This is a genomic window from Micromonospora sp. NPDC023737 (assembly GCF_040639715.1).
In the GTDB taxonomy this organism is placed as follows: domain Bacteria; phylum Actinomycetota; class Actinomycetes; order Mycobacteriales; family Micromonosporaceae; genus Micromonospora.
On the sequence record NZ_JBFAAL010000022.1, the window covers coordinates 1 to 25355 of the forward strand.

The 25355-nt window shown below is 71.7% G+C and carries 17 protein-coding genes; 5 read left to right on the top strand and 12 right to left on the bottom strand.

Annotation, left to right across the window (positions count from 1 at the left end):
- Positions 1-1207: 1207 nt before the first annotated feature.
- From AB0F98_RS28960 to AB0F98_RS28985, 6 genes are all read right to left on the bottom strand, one after another.
- Entirely contained in the window at positions 1208-1852 is a 645-nt protein-coding gene (locus tag AB0F98_RS28960; RefSeq protein ID WP_357741784.1) for a response regulator transcription factor, read from the bottom strand.
- Positions 1843-2973, bottom strand: a complete 1131-nt coding sequence (locus AB0F98_RS28965; RefSeq protein ID WP_357741787.1) for a histidine kinase — start codon at positions 2971-2973, stop codon at positions 1843-1845. The genes AB0F98_RS28960 and AB0F98_RS28965 overlap by 10 nt, the downstream gene beginning before the upstream one ends.
- On the bottom strand, positions 2970-3761 hold the full coding sequence (locus AB0F98_RS28970; RefSeq protein ID WP_357741790.1) for a DedA family protein: 792 nt from the start codon (positions 3759-3761) through the stop codon (positions 2970-2972). The genes AB0F98_RS28965 and AB0F98_RS28970 overlap by 4 nt, the downstream gene beginning before the upstream one ends.
- A 141-nt stretch (positions 3762-3902) precedes the next feature.
- Complete coding sequence (locus tag AB0F98_RS28975) at positions 3903-5390, bottom strand: protein kinase (RefSeq protein ID WP_357741793.1); 1488 nt, start codon at positions 5388-5390, stop codon at positions 3903-3905.
- Between the two features lie 272 nt (positions 5391-5662).
- Positions 5663-6550, bottom strand: a complete 888-nt coding sequence (locus AB0F98_RS28980) for a helix-turn-helix transcriptional regulator (protein ID WP_357741796.1) — start codon at positions 6548-6550, stop codon at positions 5663-5665.
- A 107-nt stretch (positions 6551-6657) separates the two neighbouring features.
- Entirely contained in the window at positions 6658-6897 is a 240-nt protein-coding gene (locus AB0F98_RS28985) for a DUF397 domain-containing protein (protein WP_357741799.1), read from the bottom strand.
- A gap of 255 nt (positions 6898-7152) precedes the next feature.
- On the opposite strand from AB0F98_RS28985, the gene AB0F98_RS28990 reads away from it, so the two are divergent.
- From AB0F98_RS28990 to AB0F98_RS29005, 4 genes are all read left to right on the top strand, one after another.
- Entirely contained in the window at positions 7153-7800 is a 648-nt protein-coding gene (locus AB0F98_RS28990; RefSeq protein WP_357741803.1) for a GGDEF domain-containing protein, read from the top strand.
- A gap of 350 nt (positions 7801-8150) precedes the next feature.
- The gene (locus tag AB0F98_RS28995) at positions 8151-8765 is read left to right on the top strand and encodes a hypothetical protein (protein WP_357741806.1); all 615 of its coding nucleotides are present in this window, start codon (positions 8151-8153) and stop codon (positions 8763-8765) included.
- Between the two features lie 77 nt (positions 8766-8842).
- A complete protein-coding gene (locus AB0F98_RS29000) occupies positions 8843-10990 on the top strand; it encodes a bifunctional polysaccharide deacetylase/glycosyltransferase family 2 protein (protein ID WP_357741809.1) in 2148 nt (715 codons plus the stop codon).
- Positions 10990-12186: an acyltransferase gene (locus AB0F98_RS29005; protein WP_357741812.1), complete on the top strand. Its 1197-nt coding sequence runs from the start codon at positions 10990-10992 to the stop codon at positions 12184-12186. The genes AB0F98_RS29000 and AB0F98_RS29005 overlap by 1 nt, the downstream gene beginning before the upstream one ends.
- A gap of 519 nt (positions 12187-12705) precedes the next feature.
- Here AB0F98_RS29005 and AB0F98_RS29010 read toward each other — a convergent pair.
- On the bottom strand, positions 12706-13179 hold the full coding sequence (locus AB0F98_RS29010; RefSeq protein ID WP_357741815.1) for an SRPBCC family protein: 474 nt from the start codon (positions 13177-13179) through the stop codon (positions 12706-12708).
- A gap of 395 nt (positions 13180-13574) precedes the next feature.
- Positions 13575-14069 (bottom strand): type II toxin-antitoxin system PemK/MazF family toxin, encoded by a 495-nt coding sequence (locus AB0F98_RS29015; protein WP_357741818.1) that lies wholly within the window; start codon positions 14067-14069, stop codon positions 13575-13577.
- A gap of 230 nt (positions 14070-14299) precedes the next feature.
- On the opposite strand from AB0F98_RS29015, the gene AB0F98_RS29020 reads away from it, so the two are divergent.
- Positions 14300-15496, top strand: a complete 1197-nt coding sequence (locus AB0F98_RS29020) for a serpin family protein (RefSeq protein ID WP_357741821.1) — start codon at positions 14300-14302, stop codon at positions 15494-15496.
- Positions 15497-15564: 68 nt separating this feature from the next.
- Here AB0F98_RS29020 and AB0F98_RS29025 read toward each other — a convergent pair whose 3' ends face one another.
- From AB0F98_RS29025 to AB0F98_RS29040, 4 genes are read right to left on the bottom strand one after another with little or no spacing between them, the layout of a single operon-like run.
- Entirely contained in the window at positions 15565-21084 is a 5520-nt protein-coding gene (locus AB0F98_RS29025) for an amino acid adenylation domain-containing protein (RefSeq protein ID WP_357741824.1), read from the bottom strand.
- Positions 21081-24203: an amino acid adenylation domain-containing protein gene (locus tag AB0F98_RS29030; protein ID WP_357741827.1), complete on the bottom strand. Its 3123-nt coding sequence runs from the start codon at positions 24201-24203 to the stop codon at positions 21081-21083. Before AB0F98_RS29030 ends, AB0F98_RS29025 begins: the two co-directional genes overlap by 4 nt.
- Complete coding sequence (locus AB0F98_RS29035) at positions 24200-24388, bottom strand: MbtH family NRPS accessory protein (protein WP_357741830.1); 189 nt, start codon at positions 24386-24388, stop codon at positions 24200-24202. The genes AB0F98_RS29030 and AB0F98_RS29035 overlap by 4 nt, the downstream gene beginning before the upstream one ends.
- Positions 24388-25341, bottom strand: a complete 954-nt coding sequence (locus AB0F98_RS29040) for a TauD/TfdA family dioxygenase (RefSeq protein ID WP_357741833.1) — start codon at positions 25339-25341, stop codon at positions 24388-24390. Before AB0F98_RS29040 ends, AB0F98_RS29035 begins: the two co-directional genes overlap by 1 nt.
- Positions 25342-25355: the final 14 nt, after the last annotated feature.

Here is a 25355-nt window from a genome sequence, read left to right on the forward strand (position 1 = left end):
CATGATCGTGTTCATGATCAAAGCTCCTTCGGGGGTGATGACCCACCGGGGGTGTGGGTCAGCGCCACGAACCGGCGCTTCGAAAGCAGAGGGGAAAAGTCTGAGGGCACTGCGTGAAGCACGGGGGGTGTTCACGGGGCCGGGTGTCCCGGGGTGAGACGGGGGGGCTTCACCGCGCCGGGACCGGGTTCAACGACCGGCCGGCCACCATCATTCCCGGGATTCCCGGGGCCCTTCCGGGCTGGCTCGCCGGGCCGTGGCCGGGACCGTGTTCAACCACGGGCAGGCCGTCATCGTTCCCCGGTTCCCGGGGGCCCTGCGCACTAGCGACAGGCCGCGGCCGGAACCGGGTTCAACGACCGGCGGGCCGTCATCGTTCCCCGGTTTCCGGAGGCCCTTGCGGGCTGGCCACAGGCCGTGGCCGGGACCGGGTTCAACGACCGGCGGGCCGGCATCATTCCGGACCATGCCGGACCGGCTTGACGGGTCCGCGGCGGCGGGGGCTGCTACCCCGACCGTCAGGGGTGTTCAACGCCCCCGGCCCGGCCACGATTCCGGCCCCGGGATGCCACCGGTCACACCACAGAACCCACCAAACCACCCAACCACCCCACCCGCAGCCCAACTCCCTCCGCCGCAAACCGGACACCACGCCCAGCCACCCCACACCCCGCCCATGGTCAACTCGACATCCACGAAGTCGGCGCATCCACGCGTCCCGGACACCCCCACATCAAGGAACCCGAGTCGATCAACCTGCTCGGGGTCACCACCAAGACCCCAGCCCGAGGCAATCAACCCACTCAGAGGCCACCACCCGGCCCAACCCGACGAGATCAACCACCCGGCCCCAACCCGACTCGATCAACCACCCAGGCCACCCCGCGCGGCCCCAACCCGACGAGATCACCACCTAGGGGCCACCCACACGACCCCCACTCGACGAGATCAACCACCCAGGCCACCCACCCGACCTCAACCCGACTCGATCAACCACCCAGGGGCCACCGATCCAACCTGAACCCGAGCCCATCACCCCGGGCCACCCACACGGCCTCGACCCGAGGCGATCAACCCCATCCAGGGCGGCCACCCATACGGCCCGACCCGAGGTGACTCAACCCACCCAGGAGCGGCCACCCACACGGTCCCAACCCACGTCGGCCGCCTTCTAGGCGGCCAGCCCCCGCATGCCCGCCGGGACGGGTCAGGCGGAGAGATAGCGGAGGATCGCCAACACTCTGCGGCTGTAGCCGGTGACGTGGGACAGGTCGAGCTTTTCGAAGATCGCGTTCACGTGCTTCTCGACCGCGCTGAGCGATACGTGCAGCCTCTCGGCGATCGCGGCGTTCGTGTGGCCCTGGGCCATGTGATGCAGGACGTCCCGTTCGCGGGCGGTCAGCCGGTTGAGCGGATCGGTGCGGTCCGAGCCGGACACGACCTGGCGTACCACCTCCGGGTCCAGGGCGGTCGCCCCCGCGTACACCCGGTCCAGGGCGTCGAGGAAGTCGTCGACCTGGGCGACCCGGTCCTTGAGCAGGTACCCGACGCCCTCGGGACGGTCGGCGAGCAGCCGGCTGGCGTACCGCTTCTCGACGTACTGGGACAGTACGAGCACGGCGGTGTCGGGCCAGCGGTGGCGGATCTCCAATGCGGCTCGCAGACCGTCGTCGGTGTGGTTGGGCGGCATCCGGACATCGGTGACGACCACGTCGGGGCGTTCGCGGTCGACCGCTTCGAGCAGCTCGTCGGCGCTGCCGACGGAGGCGACCACCAGGTGGCCCTCCTCGACGAGCAGCCGCGCCAGCCCCTCCCGCAGCAGCGTGGAGTCCTCGGCGAGCGTCACGCGCACGGCAGTTCCGCCAGTACGGTCGTCGGCCCGCCGGCCGGGCTGTCCACGCGCAGTCGCCCGTCCAGCGCGGCGACCCGGCGGGCCAGCCCGGACAGACCGCGGCCGGAGGGATCCGCGCCACCCGTACCGTCGTCGCGTACGAGCATCCGGATCGTCCCCTCCCGCGGCTCGATGTCGATCGTGACCAGGTTAGCCGCGGCGTGTTTCGCGGCGTTGGTGAGCGCCTCGCAGGCCACGAAGTAGAGCACCGTCTCGATCTGTCGATCGGGTCGTACGGGCAGGTCGCACCGGATCCGTACCGGCACGGTGGAGCGTTGGGCGACCATGCCGAGCACCTGCCCGAGGTCGCTCTCCTCGAGGGCGGAGGGGTAGACCCGCCAGGCCACCTCCCGCAACTCCTCGAGCGCCCGCTGCACGTCCTCGTGGGCCTGCTTGACCAGGGCGTACGTCCGCTCGGTGTCCTGGCTGCGCCGCGCCCGGCCGAGCAGCATGCCGAGCGCGACCAGCCGCTGTTGCAGTCCGTCGTGCAGATCCCGCTCGATGCGCTGGCGTTCGGCGTCCACGGCGGCGATCACACCCGCCCGTGTGCTGGCCAGCTCGCGAACCCGGTCCTCCAGCGCCGCTCGGGCGCCGCGGTCGAGCAGCCACCGGGCGATCCGGACGTCCAGCGCGCCCACGCTGCTGATGGCCTGCACGTTCAACATCAGCAACACCGTGCCGATGACGACCTGCAGCAGGAACTCCGCCACGGACAGGTCACCGCGCACGGTGGCGGACAGCAGGATCCAGGCGAGCACCGCGCCGATCGCCAGCAGCAGGTACGCCAGCGCGCCCAGCGCACCCGGGAGCAGCCGGGCCGCGAGATAGGTGACGTCCCGCCAGCCGGCCGTACGGATCGGAGGCAACTCGGTCGCGCCGAGCAGCTCGGCGAGCCGGCGGCGTTCGAGCCGTACCAGCGTCGTGGCGTACCGCGGGATCAGCGTGCCGACCCGGCGGCGGGCCCGCGGCACGAGCACGGACCCGGCGGCGGCGACGGCGGCAGCCAGGAGGAAGGCCAGATCCCCGGCGGCGGTCAGCGCGCCGGCGGCGACCCCGGCCCCGACCCGGACAGGGTGGGTCAACGTGCCCCGCCGTGCCCGCCGTCGTCCCAACCACCACTGCGGTAGAGGGTGCCCCGGCCGCTCGGGTCAGGGACGCCCGTCCCCGGGTTGGCGACCGGCGTCGGTTCCGGTTCCCGGCCGGCGCGGCGAGCGCGTCGCACCCGGGTCACCACGAACCAGGCGACCGCCGCCGCGCACACCACGATCACGACGTTCTGGAGTATGCCGACGTACCCCTCGACCAGGTGCCAGTTGTCGCCGAGCAGGTAGCCGGCGAACACGAAGGTGCTGTTCCAGATCAGGCTGCCCAGCGTCGTGTAGAGGGCGAAGATGGCGATCGGCATGCGCTCCACGCCGGCCGGGATGGAGATCAGGCTCCGGAAGATCGGAATCATCCGCCCGAAGAAGACCGCTTTCACACCGTGTCGGATGAACCAGGCCTCGGTCTTGTCCACGTCGCTGAGCTTGACCAGTGGCAGCTTCGCCGCGACCGCCCGGATCCGGTCTCGGCCGAGCGCGGCTCCGATCCCGTAGAGGGCCAGGGCGCCGAGCAGTGAGCCGAGCGTCGTCCAGAAGATCGCCCCGACCACGCTCATCCGGCCTTGACCGGCGACGAAACCGGCCAGCGGCAGGATGACTTCGCTCGGGATCGGCGGGAAGAGGTTCTCCAGCGCCACGGCCAGGCCGGCGCCGGGTCCACCGAGCCGTTCCACCAGGTCCGTGACGTAGCCGACGATCCCGTCCTGCGGCGGTTGGGCGTCCGCCGCGAGACCTCCCGTGGCGAGCAGGGCGTGCGGGGTTCGAATCATGGGTCAACGCTACGAACTGTTCCTGGGAGACGAACATGAGGATGGCCTTCCAAGCGTGCGGTGAAGCCACAGCGCCGGGATGCGGAAAACCGCATCCCCTGGCGACCGGCGGCGCGGGACGCCGGGTCGGGTCGGGAAGGCTCAGTGGTCGCCGCGACCGACGTGCACCTCTGCGCGTTCGAGCAGGTCGTCCAACCGGTCCGCCATCCCGGAGGAGATTTCGTCCCGCTTTGCCGCTTCGGCGATCCGTTCGCGCAGCTTCCGCACGTGCTTCGCCCGGTCCTTCGGCTTGCCGCGGACGAGGTCGGCCAGTTCGTCGCGCAGGTCGTCGGCGGTCCGCCGGTCGACCTGGCCCTGCGCCTGTGCCTGTACGAGAAGTGCCACGAACTCGGTGGCGAGCTGCCGCAGCTCGATCGGCCCGGGTGCCTCGGTCGTCGGTGCGGGTGGGGACGGCGACGGCGACGGCGGCGGCTCGGGCGCGACGGAGGTCGACGGTGACTGCGGCGTCGCGCTCGCCGTACCGGCGGCCGACGGTGTTCCCCGGTCGTTGTCGAGGGCGAGCATCACCCCCAGGGCGAACACGAGCACCAGCGCGGCGGCCATGATGGCGGCGAGCGGACTGCGGGACCGCCGTCGTGGCGCCGGGACCTGACGCCGGGGCGTGCTGGGCGGTTGGTCGATCAGCGTGGGGGCCTGCGCGGACGCGACAGTCGCCCGCCCGGCCGGGCGGGGTCGCAGGACGGCGGTGGCCGGGTCGGCCGACGAGTTGCTCAGGACCGCGGTGGGCGGGTCGGCCGGGACGGCGCCGAATCGGGTCGCGAGCTGCGCCGCGCTCGGCCGCCGGGCCGGGTCCGCGGCGAGGCAGGAGAGGACCAGGTCGGCGATGTCGGCCGGCAGTCCGGGAACCCGCAGCGGCGGCACGGGGCGGTGCCGCTGGTGCACCTCGACCGCGTCCTCCCAGGTCTGCACGGGCAGCGGCGGGCGGCCGGTGAGGGTGCGGTAGAGCAGCGCGCCGAGGGCGTACACGTCGCTGGCCGGGTCGGGCGGGCCGGCGGAGAGCCGCTCCGGGGCGACGTAGGCCGGGGTGCCCATGAGCAGCTCACCGGTCTGCCCGGCCAGCGGGTGGTGCGGGCCGGCGAGGGTGGCGATGCCGAAGTCGAGCACCTTGGCGCCGGCCTCGGTGAGCATCACGTTGCCCGGCTTGATGTCGCGGTGCACCACCCCCATCCGGTGCGCGGCGGCGAGAGCGGAGGCGACCTGCCCGGCCGTCCGGACCGCTTCGGGCCACGGGAGCGGACCGCCGGTGACCCGGTCGGCCAGGTTGTGGCCGTCGACCAGTTCCATGACGAGGTACGGCACGACCTCGCCCCCGGGCAGGGTCGCCTCGCCGTAGTCGTACACCCGGGTCACGTGCGGGTGGGTCAGCCGGGCCGCGGCGCGGGCCTCGCGCCGGATGGTGGCCCGCAGCTCCGGGTCGGCGGCGAGTTCCGTGGCGAGGGCCTTGACCGCGACGGACCGGCCGAGCACCTCGTCGTCGGCGCGCCACACCTCGGACATCCCGCCGAGGCCGATGCGCTCGCGCAGGACGTACCGATCGTGCAACCGGAGAGCGGGCGTGAACGGCGACATGGCCGTCCAGTCTGCCTGGCCGCCGCCGTAGGCCACCACTTTCGGTGCCCGATTCCGCACCGGTTGGCTCGCTCGTGCCCGGATGGCCGGTGCGAGATCGGCTCGGTACGCGAATCCGGGACGGCCACGGTGGGCGGGCGCTCGCCGCGGGCGCGGGGCGGAGCGCCGTCAGGGCAGCGGGACAGCACCGACTGTGGCTGGATCTGCCTCGAAGACGCGGAGGGGGAAGCGAGCGGTCGCGACAGTGGCGGGGCGAGTCGGGCGTGCGACGGTCAGCCCGGATAGAGGTCGTCGCGCAGGCGAGTGAGCAGCTCCGGCGTACGCTCCGGCGGCTCGGCCTCGACGCAGAGCCGCTCCATGGCCAGCGCGTAATGGTCCAGGTCGTCACGCTTGTCGAGGTAGATGGCGCTGGTCAGCTGTTCGATGTAGACGATGTCGGGCAGGTCCTGGTCGCCGAAGCGCAGGATGCTGAACGCTCCTCCGGCGGCGGCGTGCCCGCCGGCGGTGAACGGGATGATCTGCAACCGGATGTTCGGCGACCGGGTCGCCTCGATGAGCGCGGTCAACTGGCCTCGCATGACCTCCGGGCCGCCGATCGGGCGGCGCAGCGCCGCCTCGTCCAGCACGGCCCACAGCTGCGGTGGATCCGCCCGGCGCAGCAGTTCCTGGCGCCGCACGCGCAACCCGACCCGTCTGTCGATCTCGTCGGGCGCCGCCGTGCCGTGCCCGAGCAGCACCACCGCCCGGGCGTACGCGGGGGTCTGCAACAACCCGGGAACGAACTGCACCTCGTACGTGCGGATCAGCGCCGCCGCGGCCTCCAGACCGAGGTAGGACTGGAACCAGCTGGGCAGCACGTCGCCGTACCGGTGCCACCAGCCGGGGCTGTTGGCGTCCCGGGCGAGTTTGAGCAGTACCTCCCGCTCCTCGTCGTCCTTGACGCCGTAGAGGGTGAGCAGGTCGGCGACGTCGCGTTCCTTGAAGCCGACCCGGCCGAGCTCCATCCGGCTGATCTTCGACTCGGAGGCGCGGATCTCCCACCCGGCACCCTCGCGGGTGACTCCGCTGGACTCACGCAGGCGGCGCAGCTGGGCACCGAGCAGCATGCGCAGCACGGTCGGCCCGGTCGTCGGGCCGCCGTCGGCGGGAACAATCGTCACGTGCCGACCTCCGCGTACCAGCTCGGTCGGGCACCCGGCCCGACCGAGCAGTAAGCATGCCACGGACGCGCGCGGGAGGGGTACCACCCGCGCACCGGCGGTGACGGTCAGGCGATCAGATGGTCGAAGTCGCCGTCGCGGGCGCCGAGCACGAAGGCGGCGATCTCGTCGACCGTGTAGATGAGCGCGGGTCCGTCCGGGTAGCGCGAGTTGCGTACGGCCACGCCGCCACCCCCGGGCAGTTCGGCCAGCTCGACGCAGTTGCCGCTGGGGTTGCTCCGGCGGCTCTTCTGCCAGTCCAGCGGTGGGAGCTGGTCGACGGGGACACCGTTCATCGGCTGCTGCATGAGGAGGGGTCTTTCTGTTCTAGAGCCGGCCGATGCCGTGGGGAGGAGCGGTGGCGGCGCGGAGAGAGTGTCGACATCGGACTCTGCTGCACGTGCATCTGCTATTGCATCTGCATCGGACGGCGAGCATGATAACCCACGTGAACGGTACTTATCTGTTCACGTTGAGTTACCTAACCTGGGTCGTGACCAGGGATAACGAGGGCCCGCCCGGGCATGTCGGAACCCGGGCGCTGGCGTGACGGGAGGGCTCGGGTGCCGGATCCGGTGAGTTTGGCGTCCGGCATCTGCGCCGCGGGGGCACTGATCTCCTCATGGCAACTGCGCCGCCGGGCGCTACGGGCCGAGGCCGAGATAGAGCATCTGCAGGCGGAGCTCGCCGCCGAACGGCACGCCGCCAGCCACGACCCGCTGACCGGCCTACCCAACCGCCGCGCCTTCTACCGACTGGCTGCGGCGCTGCTCACCGACGCCTCCGGGCGGTCGGTGGTGGCCGTGGTGCTCGACCTGGACGATTTCAAGCAGGTCAACGACCAGTACGGGCACGCGGCGGGCGACCAGGTGCTGATCAGCGTGGCGGAGCGGCTGGCCGCGTTCGCCGGCGACAACCTCGTGGCCCGACTCGGCGGTGACGAGTTCGCGGGCCTGCTGGTCACTCCGACCCTCGACCGGCGCTGGATCGACCACGCCAGCCGGCGGCTCTACGAGATGCTCGCCGCGCCCATCTCGATGGGGGGCTTCACCCTGCGGGTCACGGCCTCGGTGGGCCTCGCGCCGGTTACCGGCCCGACCCAACTGCCCGAGGCGCTACGCCAGGCGGATGCCTCGATGTACCGGGCGAAGAGTCTCAACTCGGGCCGGCAGGCCCGTCAGCTCGTCGACAGCGGGCACCTGCCGGAGTGACATGGGCGGCCGATGCTCCTTCAACGCGCCGGACGGTGGAACGTGACGGCCACGCCGATGAGCACCTCGCACCTCGCCCCATCTAGTTATCTTCCTCCCTTTTATAGGCCCTATGTCCCGTTCAGTACCATTTCGGCATTTCTCGGCATATCTAGGCCTCTTTGCGAGGCATCTGCACCTGTATGTCTGAGAGCGATCGTCCATCACCCGACTGCAGAAATAGGAGGTCGCCGCCCCTCTGAGGCGGTCCTTGACCATCCATCCGGTTGTTCGGAATATGAAATCGCCCGCATGGCCTAGTCCTCACAAAGTGGACATAAAGGGCTTTCTTCCTCCCTAACGTCGTCCGGGTGGTCGTTCACATTCACGGCGGCAACTCGCCCACCCTCCCCGGCCGAACCGCCGCGTCCCACCTCCCGGTGCCGGTCTTCGTCGACGTCAGCGGACGACGCGCCCGCCTGATGCGCTGGGGTGCTGTACTCCTGGCGGCTGGCACCCTCGTGTATGTGCCGATCGTCGGGATCGCCGTCCTGACTGGACCCGCGGTGCCCCGGGCCGCGCCGATCTCGGGCGACGAGACCGGCATGGAGATCGGTGACCAGCCGCCGGAGCAGAGCGGCCCACTGGTTCCGCTCGTGGCGGCGGCCAACGAAGATCTGGCCGGCTCCGCCCCCGAGCCGCCCAACGAGGCACGGCCCCGGCCGTCCCTCGTACCCGAACCGGCGCCAAAGCCTCACGTGCAGATTCCGGCCCTACCACCGTCGAGGTCCGGCAAGCAACCGTCCCCGCCGCCCCCCTCGACCGCGGCACCCACTCCGCCGTCACCGTCCGGCGCCACGACGAGCCCGTCCGGCGCCACGACGAACCCGTCCAGCGCGGCGCCGAGTCCGTCCACCGCAGCTCCCACGCCCACCGCGCCGCCGACCGTGCCCGCCCTGATCGACGCCGCGGGGAGGGGCCGATGACCGTGACGACGAGGCGTCCCACGTCCCCCTCGCCACGGCGGCGACGTCGGATCCGGCTTGCGCCGCGCGCGAGCTGGATGGTCTGCGGGGCCCTGGTCACCGTCCTGGTCAGCCTGCTGCTGGTCGAGGCGTACGCGAACTCCGAGTTCACCCCGGACCACGTTCGGGAGACGGGTGACCAGAGCACGGTGCCGGCCGAGATCATCTCTGGCGGACCGGTGATCGACACCACCGGAGGCCAGACGCAGTCCTATCGCATGCCGCCCCGCACCATCGCCCTCACCTTCGACGACGGCCCGGATCCGGTGTGGACGCCACGAATCCTCGAGGTGCTGCGACACCACCGGGCGAAGGCGACCTTCTTCGTGGTGGGCAGCCAGGTGGCGCGCCATCCCGACCTGGTCGCACGAATCGCCGCCGAGGGTCACGAACTGGGGGTGCACACCTTCAGCCACCCGGACGCGACGGTGCTGCCCGGTTGGCAACGGCGGCTCGAGTACACCCAGACCCAGATGGCAATCATGAGCGCTGCGGGCGTCCGGACGAACCTGCTGCGCTTCCCGTACTCGTCGCGGGCCGACGCCGTGGACGACGAGGCGTGGGCGGCCATCCGGCAGGCCGGCCGGCTCGGCTACCTCACGGCCGTGAACGACACCGACAGCCAGGACTGGGCCCGGCCCGGAGTGGACGCGATCGTGCGGAACATGACCCCGCCGGACGGGCAGGGCGCCGTCGTGCTGATGCACGACGCGGGCGGCGACCGCGCGCAGACGGTCGCCGCGCTCGACCGGTTCATTCCCGCGATGCTGGGGCGAGGCTACGACTTCGTCACCGTCGGAAGCGGCGTCAACCAGACCCGGGACGAGACCGACGAGGACGACGTGGCCGCGGTTCCCGCGAACCGGCCGGTGTCAGAGGCCACCCGCTGGCGGTCCGGGTCGGTCGTCACGGCGGTGCAGGTCGCCGACCTGTTCATCGCCGCGCTCCGGGTGCTGTTCGTGGTGGTCGGGCTCCTGATGCTGGCCCGTACACTGCTGCTGCTCGTCCTCGCGCCCCGGCTGGCCTGGCGCCGCCGCCGTGGCTACTGGGGACCGCCGGTCACCGAGCCCGTGTCGATAATCGTGCCGGCCTACAACGAACAGGCCGGCATCGTCGCGAGCGTCCGGTCGCTGGCCAACGGCGACCATCGCGGGATCGAGGTCGTCGTCGTCGACGACGGCTCCACCGACGGGACCGCCGACCTGGTGGAGGCGCTCGGCCTGCGCAACGTGCGGGTGATCCGCAAGCCCAACGGCGGCAAGCCGAGCGCGCTCAACACGGGTATCGCCCACGCCAGCCACGAGATCATCGTGATGGTCGACGGCGACACGGTGTTCGAGCGGGACTCCGTACGCCGGCTGGTGCAGCCGTTCGCCGACCCGTCGGTGGGCGCCGTCGCCGGCAACGTCAAGGTGGCCAACCGCCGAGGCCCGCTCGGGTGGTGGCAGCACATCGAGTACGTCATCGGCTTCAACCTCGACCGCCGGCTGTACGAGACGCTCGGCTGCATGCCGACCGTGCCGGGGGCCATCGGGGCGTTCCGCCGCCGGGTGCTGCTCACCGCAGGCGGCATGAGTGACGACACCCTCGCCGAGGACACCGACATCACGATGGCCGTCCTCCGGGCCGGCTGGCGTGTGGTGTACGAGAAGCGGGCCAGGGCGTGGACCGAGGCACCCGCCTCCCTGACGCAGTTGTGGCGGCAACGGTACCGCTGGAGCTACGGCACCATGCAGGCGATGTGGAAGCACCGCCGGGCGGTGCTCGACAGCGGCCCGTCCGGCCGGTTCGGCCGCCTCGGTCTGCCGATGCTCGCCCTGTTCGGGGTGGTGCTGCCACTGCTCGGTCCGGTGCTGGACGTGATGGCCCTGTACGGACTGTTCTTCCTCGGCGCCACCGAGACCGCCGTGGCGTGGCTGCTGATGCTGGCCGTGCAGGCGGTCACCGGGCTGGTCGCTTTCCGCCTCGACCGTGAGCGCCTACTGCCACTGCTGGCGCTCCCCCTGCAGCAGTTCGCGTACCGGCAGCTGATGTACCTGGTCCTGCTCCGGTCGATGATCACCGCGCTGACCGGTGCCCGGCTTCGATGGCGAAAATTGAAGCGTGCCGGTGACCCGCCGACCGGTCGCCCCGGACAGGTGGTGGACGGAACCGTGGTGAACGCCGGCGTGATGGACGGCAGCTGATGAACGCAAGCGTGGTGGACGGAAGCGTGGTGGACGGAAGCGTGGTGGACGAGCACCGGGTGCGGCCGGAGGCGACCGGTCGGACCGCCGGGCCGGTCGGTGCCGGAGCAGGCCGGGACCGATGGTTCGACACCCTCCGCGCGCTGGCCCTGACTCGGGTGATCGTCTACCACATGTGGGGCTACGCCTGGTTGAGCTTCGCGTTTCCCGCCATGGGCGTGATGTTCGCGCTCGGCGGCTCGCTGATGGCCCGTTCCCTGGACCGTACGTCGGTTCAGGCGGTCAACAGCCGACTGCGACGGCTGTTGCCGGCATTGTGGATGCTGGGCGCGGTGCTCGTGCCGTTGATGGTCTGGCAGGGCTGGCCCGACCGGCCGGCGTGGCCCGGGCTGTTGACCTGGCTGATCCCGATCGCCCAGCCCGCGGGCAGCGCCTGGGCACAGGACGTGACCGGGGTGCTGTGGTACCTGGTCACGTACCTCTGGCTTGTCCTGCTCTCGCCCGTACTGCTCGGCCTCTACCGCCGGTGGCCGCTGCCGACCGTGCTGCTGCCTCTCGCCGCCGTGGTGCTGCTGCAGACCACGTCGCCACCGCTCAGCGGCAACGTTCACTCGGTCGTCGTCGACCTGGCCACCTTCGGCGCCTGCTGGCTCGTCGGCTTCGCTCATCACGACGGTGCGCTGCACCGCATTCCATTGCCGGCGCTGATTCTCGCCGCGGCCGTGTGCCTGGGGGTCGGCGCCGGGTGGACGATGACGAGCCCCGCGGACGGCTTCGACCTCAACGACATCCCATCCGCGCAGGCCTTCTACTCGCTGGGTTTCGTGCTCCTGCTGCTCCGGGCACGCCCCCCGATGGCGTGGCTGGCCCGGGCCCGGCCACTGGACCGGCTGGTCACCTGGCTGAACAGTCGGGCCCTGACCATCTACCTCTGGCACAACGCGGCGATCGCGATCTGCTTCGTCGTCGGCGACCAGATCGACGCCTGGCGGCTCGGGCAGGTCGGATACCTGGCGGTGGCGCTCGTACTGCTCTTCGTCGTCGTGCTGCTGGTCGGCTGGGTCGAGGACGTGAGCGCTCGACGGCGTCCCCGGCTGGTGGGTTGGCCGACCCGCACCCCCGCGGCGACCACGCGCGCCACACGCGCGTCGGTCCCCGCCACAGCGCGGCAGGTCCGGGCGAGCACCCGGACCTGACCACGGTCACAGCAGGAAGGAGGTGCATGCGGAACGGGCTCCGGCCGGTACGCCGGGGCCCGTCCGCCGGTCAGAAGGGGCGCCGGGGCCGGGGAAGCCAGCCCGTGAAGCGTCGCTGCAGTACGTCCACAGGAACGCGGCGCAGCTCCGCGGACGCTGCGGCGAGACACGCCGCCAGATAGACACCGAGCGCCGCCCGATCGCGCCCGTACTCCTCCAACAGCCGGCTCCGCTTCGTGGAGCAGGGCCAATCCGTACCACAGGTCGAGCAGATCCAGTCCGGCGTGACCGGCAGATGATCGTCAGGCAAGGCTTGGTGTGGACGTGCGCCACCGTTCATCGCGGCATTCCTCTCCGTCTCCGACGGCGGTCGCATCGCCGTCCCCGTGCGGTGCGGAACCCGGAACTACCCCCCAGTGGCATTACGAAGAGCGCTCGCGACCTGGCGAACGTTACAAACAATTCCCACGAAGACGGTTCGGGTACGGCGGAGCCACCCGTCGGATGCCCCGCCGTACGTCAGGCCAGGCCGGCCAGGTGCCGATCCAGGGCGGCGTACGACTCGGCCGCGCCCTGCGTCATCCCGGTGTCGAGCATGCCGTCGCGCTCCTGCTTCGTGTCGAACCGGCTGGTGCCGGCGACGACGGTACGCCCGTCCTGCTCGGTGAAGACGAGGGTCTCCACCACCACGTGCCCGGGCATGCCCTCGTACTCGAAGGTCTGCACGATCCGCTCCGGCACCACGATCTCCCGGAACTCACCCCGGAACGCGTAGGAGTTGCCGTCCTTGGCGTGCTCGACGAACCGGTATCGGCCGCCCACCCGGAAGTCGATCTCGACGTCGAGCGCGTTGCCCCGCCCCCACCACTGCTTCAGGTGCTCCGCCTGGTTGTGTGCGGCGAACACCAGGTCGCGTGGCGCGTCGAAGGCGCGGGTGAGGGTGATCTCCAGGTCTGACGGCAGGTCGATCGCGAGGTCACTGAGCTGGCTCATCGTCTTACCCCTTCAGGTCGTTGAGGAAGTCGCCCAATGTGTCGTAAACGCTCTTCCCAGAGCCTTCGATACTGGTCGACCCACTCGGCGAGGGCCGGCTGCTGGCCGAGCGGCCGTATCCGCCGCCGGACACCGGTCCGCCGCGGTCGGACCGAGCCGCGAACCCACCTGACCGCCGCGCACCCACCCGTGCGCCCAGAGGACGTTCAGGCGGAATCTCTCGATGAGGTTGATACCTCAGAGTCATATTGATGAATCTCAGGTATCAGCCTCACGGCCATGCACCTGCCTGCCGGGGTGGGCCGACGAGTCGGTACGCCCGCCGCGGCCGGTGAACCGTACGAGGAATGGCCGCCGAATCGCCGATGCCCGCTCGGGAGCTGACCGGTCGGGGATCAGCGCCAGCCGTAGCCGGCGCGCAACGCCCTGCCGACCCGCTCGAAGCGGGCCCGGTCCAGGATCGCGCCCTCGCGGCGGATGCTGTCCTCCCGCATGGTCAGCACCCGATCCAACCGGATCCAGCTGGGCCGCATGTCCCGATCCCAGTCACCCGGGCCGAGCGCGAGCCAGTGCCGCTGTCCGTCCCGGGCGCTCTGGCTGGACAGCATCAGCCCGAACAGGGTGCGGCTCTTCCGGCCGACCACCAGCACCGGACGGTCCTTGCCCTGGCGCGGGTCGTCCTCGTACGGCACCCAGGTCCACACGATCTCGCCCGGGTCGGCCTGCCCGTCCAGCTCCGGGGCGTACGACAGCTCGCGGCGCTGCAGCGCGGCGACGTGACGCCGGCGCGCGACCTGAGCCGGCGTGGGCTCCCCACGTCGCTGACGGGGAACGATCGCTCCACCGGCCCGGCTGATGCGTGCCGCCATGCTCTTCAACAGACCTGCCACGGCCCGGAAGCCTATCCATAGCGCCTCCGGCGAGCCCAGCCAGGGAACCGTCGGCAGCCGCGGCCGCAGAAGAACTACCGCCGCCGGAAACGCCCGCACCCGCTGACCGCCCGGGTGGCAAGGGGTCATCGACGCCGACACGGAGTGACGGGCTGACGCGGGCGCAGCCGGGCGGGCACAGTGGAGCGATGATGGTTTCTACCGGGCCCGTGGCCCGATACGCGGAACGGATGCACCGCCTGATCGGCCCCGAGCACCACATCGCCTCCCCGCTCGGCGCGTGGCTGCTGCTCGCCCTGGTCGGCCCGGCCGCCACCGGCCAGACGCGTACGGAGTTGGAGGAGGTGCTCGGCGCGGACGCCGACCGGGCCGCCGCGACGGCGCGGGCGCTGCTGGACGCACCGCACCCGCTGGTCGCCTCCGCCAGCGCGCTGTGGGAACGTACAGCGGTCGACGCGCTGGCGCAGTGGCGCGCCGCGCTGCCGAAGAGCACCGACACGGGGCCGCTGCCCGAGCAGGCGGCCCTGGACGCGTGGGCGCGGGAGCACACCATGGGCATGATCGAGAAGTTTCCGCTCACGGTCGAGCCGGACACGCTCCTGGTCATGGCCACGGCGCTGGCCACCCGGATCACCTGGGCCACCCCGTTCCAGGTGGCGACCGCCGATGCGCTCGGACCGGGCAGCGCCTGGGCGGGCGAGCTGCGCCGGGTGCTGCGCACCCCGTGGCACGGCCACACCTGCTGGATCGCCGGCACCGGCCGGGCCGGCGACGTGGCCGTGCACGCCGCCCAGGCGAAGCCGGAGACCGTCGACGACCGCGAGGCCGGCCTACTGGTCGTCTCGGTCGCCGCGCTGCCCGAGGTACCCGCGTCCGACGTCCTCGCGGCCGCCCACGAGGTGGCGATCAACGCGACGACGTCCCCCGGGAGGGGGCGCCGTTCCCTCTACGACCTGCCGCTGGGAGAGACCCCGCTCTGGACGCTGCGCGAGGAGCACACCCGGGCGTTCGGGCGTGAGGAGCGGCTCAGCGCGGTGCTCCCCTGCTGGGAGGCGGACAGCCGGCACGACCTGACCACGAAGGGGCTCGGCTTCGACCGGGCGGTGGGCGCCCTCGGCGAGCTGATGGGTGCCCCGGGCCTGGGCTACGACGCAGCTCAGGCCGCGACGGCCCGCTACGGCCGGTACGGCTTCGAGGCGGCCGCGGTGACCGCGCTCGCCGCGGTGGCCGGCCTGCCGCCGGAAGCCGTCGTGCGCGTCGCCAACCTGCGTTTCGGACATCCGTACGCCGTCGTTGCCGTCGCCACCGACACCCGCGACGGTCTACCGGCCGGGCCGTGGCACGGCGTGCCGGTCTACTCGGCGTGGGTGGCCCGGCCGGAGGAACTGCCCGAGGCCGACCTGGCCGATCGGCCCGACCTTCCCTGACCTGCCCTCGCGGCCGATCGGCGGGGTGGCGGTGGGGGCCTCCGGTCGTGGTGGGAGGCCCCCACCGCTCACGCCGATACCAGCGCCCTCTCCTCACGCTCGGCAGCGCGGGCGGCGATACGCCGCTCCCGCTCCTGCGCACCGACCAGGTCGTCCGGCAGCGAGTCTTCTACCTCGAGGTCGAAGCGACGCAGCAGCCGGATCGCGAAGCCACCGAGGGTGATCAGCACCAGGGCCGCACCGAAGCAGACGTACGCGAACGCGATCCCCCGGCCCGGCCCGGTACCGATCACCGCGCCCACCGAGCCGGCCAACGCGCCACCGGGGGCGAACATCGGCTCGAACAGGCCGGTGGCCGCCGGGGCGAGCAGCGCGAACCCGATCGGCAGGGTCGACCAGGAGATGGTCTGGTTCAGGCTGAACACCCGGCCGTGGAAGCGTTGCGGCACCTTGACCTGCACGATGGTGGCGTAGATGGACTGCGCCGTGGTCATCGCCATGGCCAGCCAGAACACGCCGACGCAGATCATCACCAGCGAGGCGTCCAGGCCGATCAGGACGCAACCGATCGCGGTGCCGAGGTTGGCGATGAGCACGCCGATCATCCGCCGACGCCGAGGGCCGCCCCAGAGCGACATCAGCACGCCACCGGCCACCGCGCCGAGCGCCTCGGCGAGCGCCACCTGCGCCACCTGAGTCGCGGTGCCGAACGACAGCACCAGCGGCGTGATGAGCACCAGCGCCGGGGCCAGGAAGATGTTCCCGAGCGCGAAGTAGCCGAGCATCAGCCGGAACCCGCGGTGCTGCCAGGAGTAACGCAACCCGTTGGCGATCGCGACGAGCAGCCGCTCCCTCGGCCGCCAGCCCAGCGCGTTCGGGAAGCGGACCAGGGCCAGGGTGAGTACGGCCAGCACGTAGCTGGCCACGTCGAGCAGCACGATGCCCTTCAGCTCGATGGCGGCCAGCAGACCGGCGGCGAACACCGGCATGAGCAGCATGGCGAAACCGTTGGAGAGCTGCGTGATGCCCATCGCGTGCCCGAGGTAGCGCTTCGGCACGAGCTGCGGCACGGCCGACTGGAACGCGATCCGCTGGAACGACCCGGCCACCTGACTCAACGCCACGAGACCGTAGATGTGCCACAGCGCCAGACTGTCCGTCCAGAGCAGCGCGGCGAGCACCACCTGCACGCAGCCGGCGCTGCTGCTGGCGATCATCATGATCTTCCGCCGGCTCACCCGGTCGGTGATCGCCCCCGCGATCGGCAGCATCAACACGCCGCAGAGCAGTGCCAGCGCCCAGAGCAGACCCAGATTGGCCACCGACCCGGTCCGGTTGAACAGCCAGATCGGCAGCGCGAACGCGGTCAGCGCCGACCCGGTGGTGGAGACCAGCTGCCCGGCGGTGACCGCGACGAAGCGGGCCATGCTCGGCTTCACCGTGTCGGGTTTGGGCTGCTCCTCGACGCCGACGGCCAGCGTGTCGTGGACCGCCCAGCTCGCGTCCTCGCCCCGCGTCTCGCGGCTGAGTTCGGCGACGGTCCCGTCGCCGACGGCGCGGTGCGTGCGGGTGACGATCTCCGCCAGCTCGTCCGCTCGGTACTTGAGGAAGAAGTGCCCGGCCTGGTCGAGCACCACCAGCGCCAGCGTGTCGCTGAGGAACTGCCACTCCGCGTACCGCTCGGTGTAGTAGTCGGTGACCGGGTCCTCGGAGCCGACCACCGAGACGATCGGGGTACGCAACTTCGTCACCCGACGGTCGAGCAAACCGGTGAAGTACTCCTCGGAGGCGCGGGAGTCGGCCCGCATGTTGCTGATGATCCGGTCGGCCTGCTCCGGATCCAGCTCGTCGGTGTCCACCCCCATCGACTTCAGCCAACTCGCGTAGTGCCGGTTGCTCCGCAGTGCCTCCAGCCGGGTCCGAACCGCCGCGAAGATCCCCTTCGGGCGGGCGAACGGGAACATCGCGCCGATGTAGAGCGCCTCCAGCTCACGGCCGGTCGCCTCCACCTTGCGTGCCACCTCGGTCACGATGGCGCTGCCGACGCCGCAGTGTCCGTAGAGCACGATCGGGCCCTCGATGCGTTCGAGGATCTCCTCGGCCACCCGCGTGGTCAGCTCGTCGAAGGGCACCGCGTCCTCGCTGAGCCCGACGTCGTGTCCCGGGATGGCCAGCGACCAGAGCGCGTGCCCAGCCGGCAGGGCGTCCGCGAGGGGCTGGTAGACGATCGCGCTGCCGCCGCCGTACGGCACGCAGACGTACGAGACGACACGCTGGTTCGCCGGGATCGGCTTGGTCAGCTCGTAGAGCAGCCGGCGCGGCCCCGCCTCGCCGGTCGCGCCCGACATGAAGGCGGCCAGTTCCCGGATGGTGCGCTGCTGGAACAGGTCCATCACGCCGACCGGCCGCCCGCCGTGCTCCGCCTTGCGGATCTTCGCGACCACCTGGGTGGCGAGCATTGAGTGCCCGCCGAGGTCGAAGAAGTCGTCGTCGATGCCCAGCGTCGGCACGCCGAGCACCTCCGACCAGATCGCCGCGAGCAGCCGCTCGGTGTCGTCGCGCGGCTCCACCAGCGCCACCGACGCCTCGCGAGTCACCACCGGCGCGGGCAGCGCCCGGCGGTCCAGCTTGCCGTTGGGGCTGAGCGGCAGCGCGTCGAGAGTCACGAACGCGGCGGGCACCATGTACTCCGGCAGCGTCTCCTTCAGCGCTGCCTTCACCTCACCGTGCTCGGCCGCCCCCACCAGGTAGGCGGTCAGCCGCTTGTCGCCGGGCGTGTCCTCCCGGACGATCACCGCGGCCTCGGTCACTCCGGGCCGCTCGCGCAACGCGCTCTCGATCTCGCCCAGCTCGATCCGCAGACCACGCAGCTTGACCTGGTAATCGACCCGACCGAGGAACTCGATGGCCCCGCCGGGACGGTCCGTGCCGCCCGCGGCGGGCGCGAGCCGCCAGCGCGCCAGGTCACCGGTGCGGTACAGCCGGGCGCCCGGCTCGCCGGAGAACGGGTCCGGCACGAACCGCTCAGCGGTCAGCGCCGGCCGGCGGTGGTAGCCACGGGCCAGCCCCACACCGCCGATGTGCAGCTCACCGGCCACCCCGACCGGGCACTCGTTGCCGGCCGCGTCGAGCACGTGCAGCCGCATGTTGGCGATCGGCGCGCCGATCGGCACGCTGGTCAGACCGGCCAGCAGCGCCGGGTCGCAGTACCAGGAGCTGACGTCGATGGCCGCCTCGGTCGGGCCGTACAGGTTGTGCAGGCCGCACCAGGGCAGCCGGGCGGTGAATTCGGTGGCGGTGGCCAGCGGCAGCTCCTCGCCGGAGCAGATCACCCGACGCAGCGCGGTCGCCGCCTCGACGCCCTCCTCGGCCAGGAACACCGTCAGCATCGACGGTACGAAGTGGGTGGTGGTCACCGCCTCGGCGATCAGCAGGTCCCGCAGGTAACCGGCGTCCTTGTGCCCGCCGGGCTTCGCCAGCACCAACCTTGCGCCCTCGCGCAGCGGCCAGAAGAACTCCCACACCGACACGTCGAAGCTCGCCGGCGTCTTCTGCAGCACCGCGTCGTCCGGGCCGATCCGGTACGTCCGTTGCATCCAGTCCAGCCGGTTGACGATGCCCCGGTGGGTGTTCGGAACCCCCTTCGGCCGGCCGGTCGAGCCCGACGTGTAGATGACGTACGCGAGCTGCTCTGGGCCGCTCGCCGGGGCCGGGTCGGTCGTCGGCTGGTCCGCCCAGGTCCGCTCGTCGTCGAGGACGAGCACGGTCGCGCCGGTCTCCGGCAGCACGCCACGCAAATGCGCCTGGACCAGCACCAGCGGCGCGGCCGCGTCGGTGACCATGAACGCCAGCCGGTCGGCCGGATACTCCGGGTCCAGCGGCAGGTAGGCCCCGCCGGCCTTCAGCACGCCGAGCAGACCGGCGACGAGTTCCACCGAGCGCTCCGCACAGACGCCGACCAGCGTTTCCGGGCCCACACCGGCCGCGCGCAGCCGGTGCGCGACCCGGTTGGCGGCGGCGTTCAGCTCGGCGTACGTCACCGAACGGCCCTCGAACCGCAGCGCCACCGCGTCCGGCGTACGGGCGGCGCGCTCCTCGATCGGGGCGTGCAGGGTCTGCTCACGCGGGAAGTCGGTGACGGTGTCGTTCCAGGCGGCCAGCAGCTCCCGCTCGACCGGGGCGAGCAGGTCCAGCGCGGAGACCGGAGTGTCCGGCGCGGCCACCACGGCCCGCAGAAGCGTGCCGAACCGGTCGGCCATCCGCTGCACGGTCTCCCGGGCGAACAGGTCGGTGTTGAACACCAGCTTGCCCCAGAGCCCGCGGACGGTCTCCACGACGTGCAGCTCGATGTCGAACCGGGTGGCCCGCAGCTCCATCGGCGTCCAGGTGAACGTCACGGTGTTGTCGCCGGGGACCTTGGCGTACCGGCCGATGTCGTAGTTCTGCAGCACGAACATGGCCTGGAACACCGGCGACCGGCTGACGTCACGCGGCAGTCCCAGCTCGTGCACCACCTTGGCGAACGGCACCTCGCCGTGCTCCAGCGCGTCGAGGACGCTGTGCCGGGTCCGCTCCAGCAGTTCGCCGAAGGTGGGCCCGCCGGCCAGCTCGGCGCGCAGCGGCAGCATGTTGATGAACATGCCGACCACGTTCTCCAGCTCCGGGACGGAGCGGCCGGCGACCGAGGCGCCGACCACGAAATCCTCCTGGCCGGCGTGGCGAGCCAGGAGGACCTGGTACGCGGCGAGCAGCGTCATGAACAGTGTGCCGCCGTAGGAGTGGGTGAGTTCGTACAGGCCGTCCCGGGTCGCTCCGTCCAAAGTGAACTCGACGAAGTCACCACGGTAGGTCTGCGTGGCCGGGCGGGGCAGGTCCAGCGGCAGCTCCAGCGGGGTCACGCCACCGAGGCGCTGCCGCCACCACTCCAGGTGTCCCTGCGCCGCCGGCCCGGCCAGCTCCTGCGCCTCCCAGACGGCGAAGTCGCCGTACTGGACGGGCAGGGCGGGCGGCTCGGCCCCCCGGTACAGGGTGACCAGGTCACGTAGCAGCAGGTCCACCGACCAGCCGTCACCGACGATGTGGTGTTTGCCGAGGAAGAGCACGTGCTCCTCGGGTGCCAACCGGATCAGCAGGGCACGCAGCAGTGGACCGTGCGCGAGGTCGAACGGTTCGGTCGAGGCCGCCTCCACCAGCTCCTGCGCCGCCGTCGCGTCGGCCGCGTCCACGACGGTGAGCGGCACCTCGACGCTCTCCTCGATCACGACCGTCGGCCGGCCGTCGGCGTCCGCCGGGAACCGGGTGCGCAGCGACTCGTGCCGCCGGGTCAGACCGTCGAGCGCCGCGCGCAGCGTCGGTACGTCCAGCGGGCCGCGTACCCGCATCGGGACCGCGATGTGGTAGGCCGCCTCACCCGGGGCGAGCTGGTCCATGAACCAGACCCGTTCCTGGGCGTACGAGAGCGGCACCTCCGCGTCGGGCGGACGCACGGTGATCCGCGCCGCGGGAGCGGCGGACTGCCGCCGCCGCAACCGCTGCGCGATGAGCGCCTGCCGGGCGGGGTCCCGCGCCGGATCCTTCAGGTCGGTCATGAGGGCTTGTCCTTCTCCGCCGCCAGGAGCGCGGCGACCTCGGTCTCGGAAAGCCCGTCGAGCTCAGCGGCGATCCGCTGCTCGATCAGGGCGGCCAGGTCGGCCACCACCGGGCTGGTGAACAGCGCCCGCATCGGCAGGTCCACGTCCACCTCGGCGCGGATGCGGGCCATCGCCCGCATGCCGCGAAGGCTGTTGCCGCCGAGGACGAAGAAGTCGTCCAACGCGCCGACCTTGTCCTCGTGGAGGATCTCGGCGTAGACCTCGGCGACCAGCGCCTCGGCCTCGGTGCGCGGGGCGACGTAGCCGCCGGCGGTGGGGCCGGCCTGCGGCGCGGGGAGCGCCGCGACGTCGAGCTTGCCGTTCGGGGTGAGGGGCAGCGCGTCCACCACGACGAGGGCGGCCGGCACCAGGTGTGCGGGCAGCTCCTGGGCGAGGTCCACGGCGAGGGTCGCCGGGTCGGCGGTGCCGACCAGGTAGCCGACCAGCTCCGGCTCGCCGGAGTCGGTGCGCACCACCACCGCCGCCTCCCGCACGTCGGGCCGGGCGAGCAGCGTCGACTCGATCTCACCGAGTTCGATCCGCATGCCCCGGATCTTCACCTGGTCGTCGCGGCGGCCGAGGTACTCCAGCGTCCCGTCGGACCGCCAGCGGGCCAGGTCCCCGGTGCGATACATCCGCTGCCCCGGCGCCCCGTACGGGCAGGGCAGGAACTTCTCCGCCGTCCGGCCGGGCCGGCGCAGGTAGCCGCGGGCCAACTGGTCACCGGCGACGTACAGCTCCCCGACCACCCCCGGCGGCACCGGGTTGAGCGCCGCGTCGAGCAGGTACGCGCGGGTGTTCCAGGTGGGACGTCCGATCGGCACCGGACCGGTGGGCACCGCCTCCCCCGGCGCGATCCCGGCCGCGACGCAGCCGACGGTCGCCTCGGTCGGGCCGTACTCGTTGATCACCGCGACGTCCGCGTGTCCCTGACGCCACCGCGCCAGCTGCTCGCCGGTGAGCGCCTCGCCGCCGATCACCAGATCACTGGTGGGCGACAGCTCGGACTCCAGCAGCGGCAGGTGGCTCGGGGTGACCTTGAGGAACGTCGGGCGGCCACCCGTCCGGGCGGCGGCGTCGTCGAACGCGGCCAGCCGCACCGTGCCGCCGGCGGTGAGCGTGCCGAGCAGGCCGGTGACGGTCAGGTCGAACGAGACCGGCGAGTGCAGCAACGCCGTGCCGCCCAGCCCGGGGTAGGTGTGCCGGGCCCAGGCCAGGTACGTGGCCACCGCCCGGTGCTCCACCACCACTCCCTTCGGCCGCCCCGTCGAACCGGAGGTGTAGAGCACGTACGCCGGGTGCTCCGGGCGCAGCGCGGCGAGCCGATCCGCGTCGGTGAGGTCGCCGTCGGCCAGTTCGGCGCCGGTGCGCGCGTCGAGCACCAACGCCCCGTCCGGCACCAGCCCGGCGGTCTCCGCGCTGGCCAGCACCAGCGCCGGCTCGGCATCCTCGACCAGGTACGAGATCCGACCGGCCGGGTAGCCGGTGTCCACCGGGACGTACGCGGCGCCGGACTTGAGCACCGCGAGGATGGCCACCACCAGCTCCGCCGAGCGGGGCAGCGCCAGCGCCACCCGGCTCTCGGGGCCGGCGCCGTGGCTGACCAGCAGTCGGGCGAGCCGGTTGGCCCGGGCGTTCAGCTCGGCGTACGACAGCGCGACGCCCTCGTGGACCAGCGCGGTGGCGTCCGGGGTGGCCGCCGCCTGCCGCTGCAGCTCGTCCACCACCGTGGACGCCGGCAGCTCGTGCGCCGTGTCGTTCCAGGTGACCAGCACCCGCTCCCGTTCGGCATCGTCGAGCAGCGGCAGCGCCGAGACCCGCTGCTGCGGGTCGGCGACGGCCGCCTCGAGCAGGCGGACGTAGCGGGCGATGACGGTCTCGGCGGTGGCCCGGTCGAACAGCGCGGTGCGGTAGACCAGCCGGCTGGTCCCGGTGGTGATGTCGAAGGCCAGGTCGTCCTTGGTGGTGCCCAGCGGCACCGCGTCCAGTCCGGACTCCGGAATGTAGTTCAGCGCGGTCTGGAAGATCGGCTGCACCGACGGGTCCCGCTGCGGCGCGATCGCCTCGACGAGCCGCTGGAACGGGGTCTGCCCGTGTTCCAGCGCGTCGACCAGGCCGTCGCGCACCCGGCCGAGCAGGTCACCGAACGTCGGGTCGCCGGTCAGGTCGCACCGCAGCGCCACCGGGTTGACGAACATGCCGATCAGCGGCGTCAGCTCGGAGCTGTCCCGGCCGGCGGTGGAGACGCCGACCACCAGCTCCTCCTCCCCGGCGGTCCGGGACAGCAGCGCGGCGAACGCGGCCAGCAGCACCATGTACGGGGTGGCCGCCCTGCCGGCCCCGAGTGCCGTCGCCCGCTCGAGCAGCCCTTCGGGCAGGTCGAAACGGATCTCGTCGCCGGCGAAGCCGAGCTGGGCCGGGCGGGAGCGGTCCAGTGGCAGCCCGGTCACGGCGGGCGCCCCGGCCAGCCGCTCCCGCCAGAACGTGAGCTGCCGCTCCAGCTCCGCGCCGGCGAGCTGCTCGCGCTGCCACACCGCGAAGTCGGCGTACTGGATGGGCAGCTCGGGCACCTCGGCGGGCGTGCCGGTCAGCGCGGCCCGGCTGAACGCGGCCAGTTCCCCGGTGAGGATCCCCGACGAGTGGCTGTCGTAGACCGCGTGGTGCACCACGAACAGCAGCGTCACCCGGTCGTCGGCGAGCTGGTGCAGCCGGGCCCGCCACAGCGGCGGGGCGTCCAGCGGGATCGGCGTGCGGGCGAGTTCGGTCAGCTCGGCGTCGTACCGCCGCTCCTGCTCGGCACCGCTCAGCTCGCGAAGGTCGACCACGGGCAGCTCGAAACGCTCCGCGGCGCGGACCACCTGCACCAGGGTGCCGTCGTCGACCCGCAGGTGGCTGCGGAGCGTCTCGTGCCGGGCGACGACCTGGTTGAACGCGTCGGTGGCCTGCTCCGCGGTGACCCCGGCCGGAAAGACCCACGGGTTGGAGATGTTGTAGACCGGCGAGGCCGTGTCGAGCTGGTTGGCGATCCAGATCCGCTCCTGGGCGAACGACGCCGGGAAGCTCCACTCCTTGGTCATGACGCCGTCTCCCGGACGCTGCGCGGGCGCATGTCGGTCCACACGCCGTCGATGTGTGCCAGGCACTCCTCGCGGCTGCCGGTGAACCCGGCCTCGTGCCAGCCCGCGGGCAGTTCCCGGTCGCTCGACCAGATCGAGTACTGCTCCTCGTCGTTGCGGACGACGAGGAATCGGGGTTCGGCCATCAGATCGCTCCAGTGCTCTCGGGGGTGTACGGTTCGGCCATCGCGACGGCGATCTTGCGGGGGCCGGTGAACGGCTCACGACCGTGCGCCGCGGTCATGTTGTCCACCACCAGCACGTCGTCGCGCTGGTAGTCGAAGCGGACGCTCGCGGCCCGGTACGCGGCCCGCAGGTGGTCCATGACGTCGGCGGGGATCTCACCGCCGTCGCCGTAGTAGGTGTTCGACGGCAGGTCCTCGGCGCCGAACATGTCGAGCAGCCCCTCCTGGTAGTCCTTGGGAAGGGTGCTGATGTGGAAGAACGTCGCGTGGTTGAACCAGCGCGGGATGTCCGAGCCGGGACGGTGGTGTGCGACGTCGCGTACCGCCCGGGTGCGCAGCCCGCCCCTGCCCCGCCACTCCAGCTCGATCCGGTTGGCCGCCGCGTACGCCTCGACCTCGGCCCGGTCATCGGTGTTGAACACGTGCTGCCACGGCGTCCCGAAGTCCTCGTGGAAGTTGCGCACCAGCATCCACCGGCGCCGGATGAACTCCTCCCGCACCTGCGGGTCGATCTCCTGGTACACCCGCCGTACGTCGGCCAGGGGCGTCGCCCCCTGCGTCTCGGGTGCGGTGATGCAGTAGAAGAACAACGTCAGCGGCCAGCGGGCCTGGTACGAGTTTTCGTTGTGCAGGAAGATCTCCTCGTCCGGCGGGTAGTCGGTCGAGGTGTAGACCCGACCCTTGATGGCGTGCCGGGGCGACGAACGCTCCGTATAGGTCAGCGGCTCGCCGGAAAGGGCACGGACCACCTGGTCGAAACCGTCCACCCCGCCCACGTCGAAGCCGCGGAACAGCAGCCCGCCGTGCTCGACCAGGGCGGCGCGCAGCTCCACCCGACGGTCGGCGATGAGATCGGTGAGGGATCGGCCGTCGTTCTCGACGACCACCGGCAGTGTGGCGATCGTGTCGCTCATGAGTCTCTCCAACT

Coding starts and splice junctions, on each gene's coding strand:
- AB0F98_RS29035 (WP_357741830.1), bottom strand. CDS start 24,388: ATGGCCGAACCCCGATTCCTCGTCGTCCGCAACGACGAGGAGCAGTAC.
- AB0F98_RS29005 (WP_357741812.1), top strand. CDS start 10,990: ATGAACGCAAGCGTGGTGGACGGAAGCGTGGTGGACGGAAGCGTGGTG.
- AB0F98_RS28975 (WP_357741793.1), bottom strand. CDS start 5,390: ATGTCGCCGTTCACGCCCGCTCTCCGGTTGCACGATCGGTACGTCCTG.
- AB0F98_RS28985 (WP_357741799.1), bottom strand. CDS start 6,897: ATGCAGCAGCCGATGAACGGTGTCCCCGTCGACCAGCTCCCACCGCTG.
- AB0F98_RS29040 (WP_357741833.1), bottom strand. CDS start 25,341: ATGAGCGACACGATCGCCACACTGCCGGTGGTCGTCGAGAACGACGGC.
- AB0F98_RS28970 (WP_357741790.1), bottom strand. CDS start 3,761: ATGATTCGAACCCCGCACGCCCTGCTCGCCACGGGAGGTCTCGCGGCG.
- AB0F98_RS29025 (WP_357741824.1), bottom strand. CDS start 21,084: ATGACCGACCTGAAGGATCCGGCGCGGGACCCCGCCCGGCAGGCGCTC.
- AB0F98_RS29010 (WP_357741815.1), bottom strand. CDS start 13,179: ATGAGCCAGCTCAGTGACCTCGCGATCGACCTGCCGTCAGACCTGGAG.
- AB0F98_RS29020 (WP_357741821.1), top strand. CDS start 14,300: ATGCACCGCCTGATCGGCCCCGAGCACCACATCGCCTCCCCGCTCGGC.
- AB0F98_RS29030 (WP_357741827.1), bottom strand. CDS start 24,203: ATGACCAAGGAGTGGAGCTTCCCGGCGTCGTTCGCCCAGGAGCGGATC.
- AB0F98_RS29000 (WP_357741809.1), top strand. CDS start 8,843: ATGGTCTGCGGGGCCCTGGTCACCGTCCTGGTCAGCCTGCTGCTGGTC.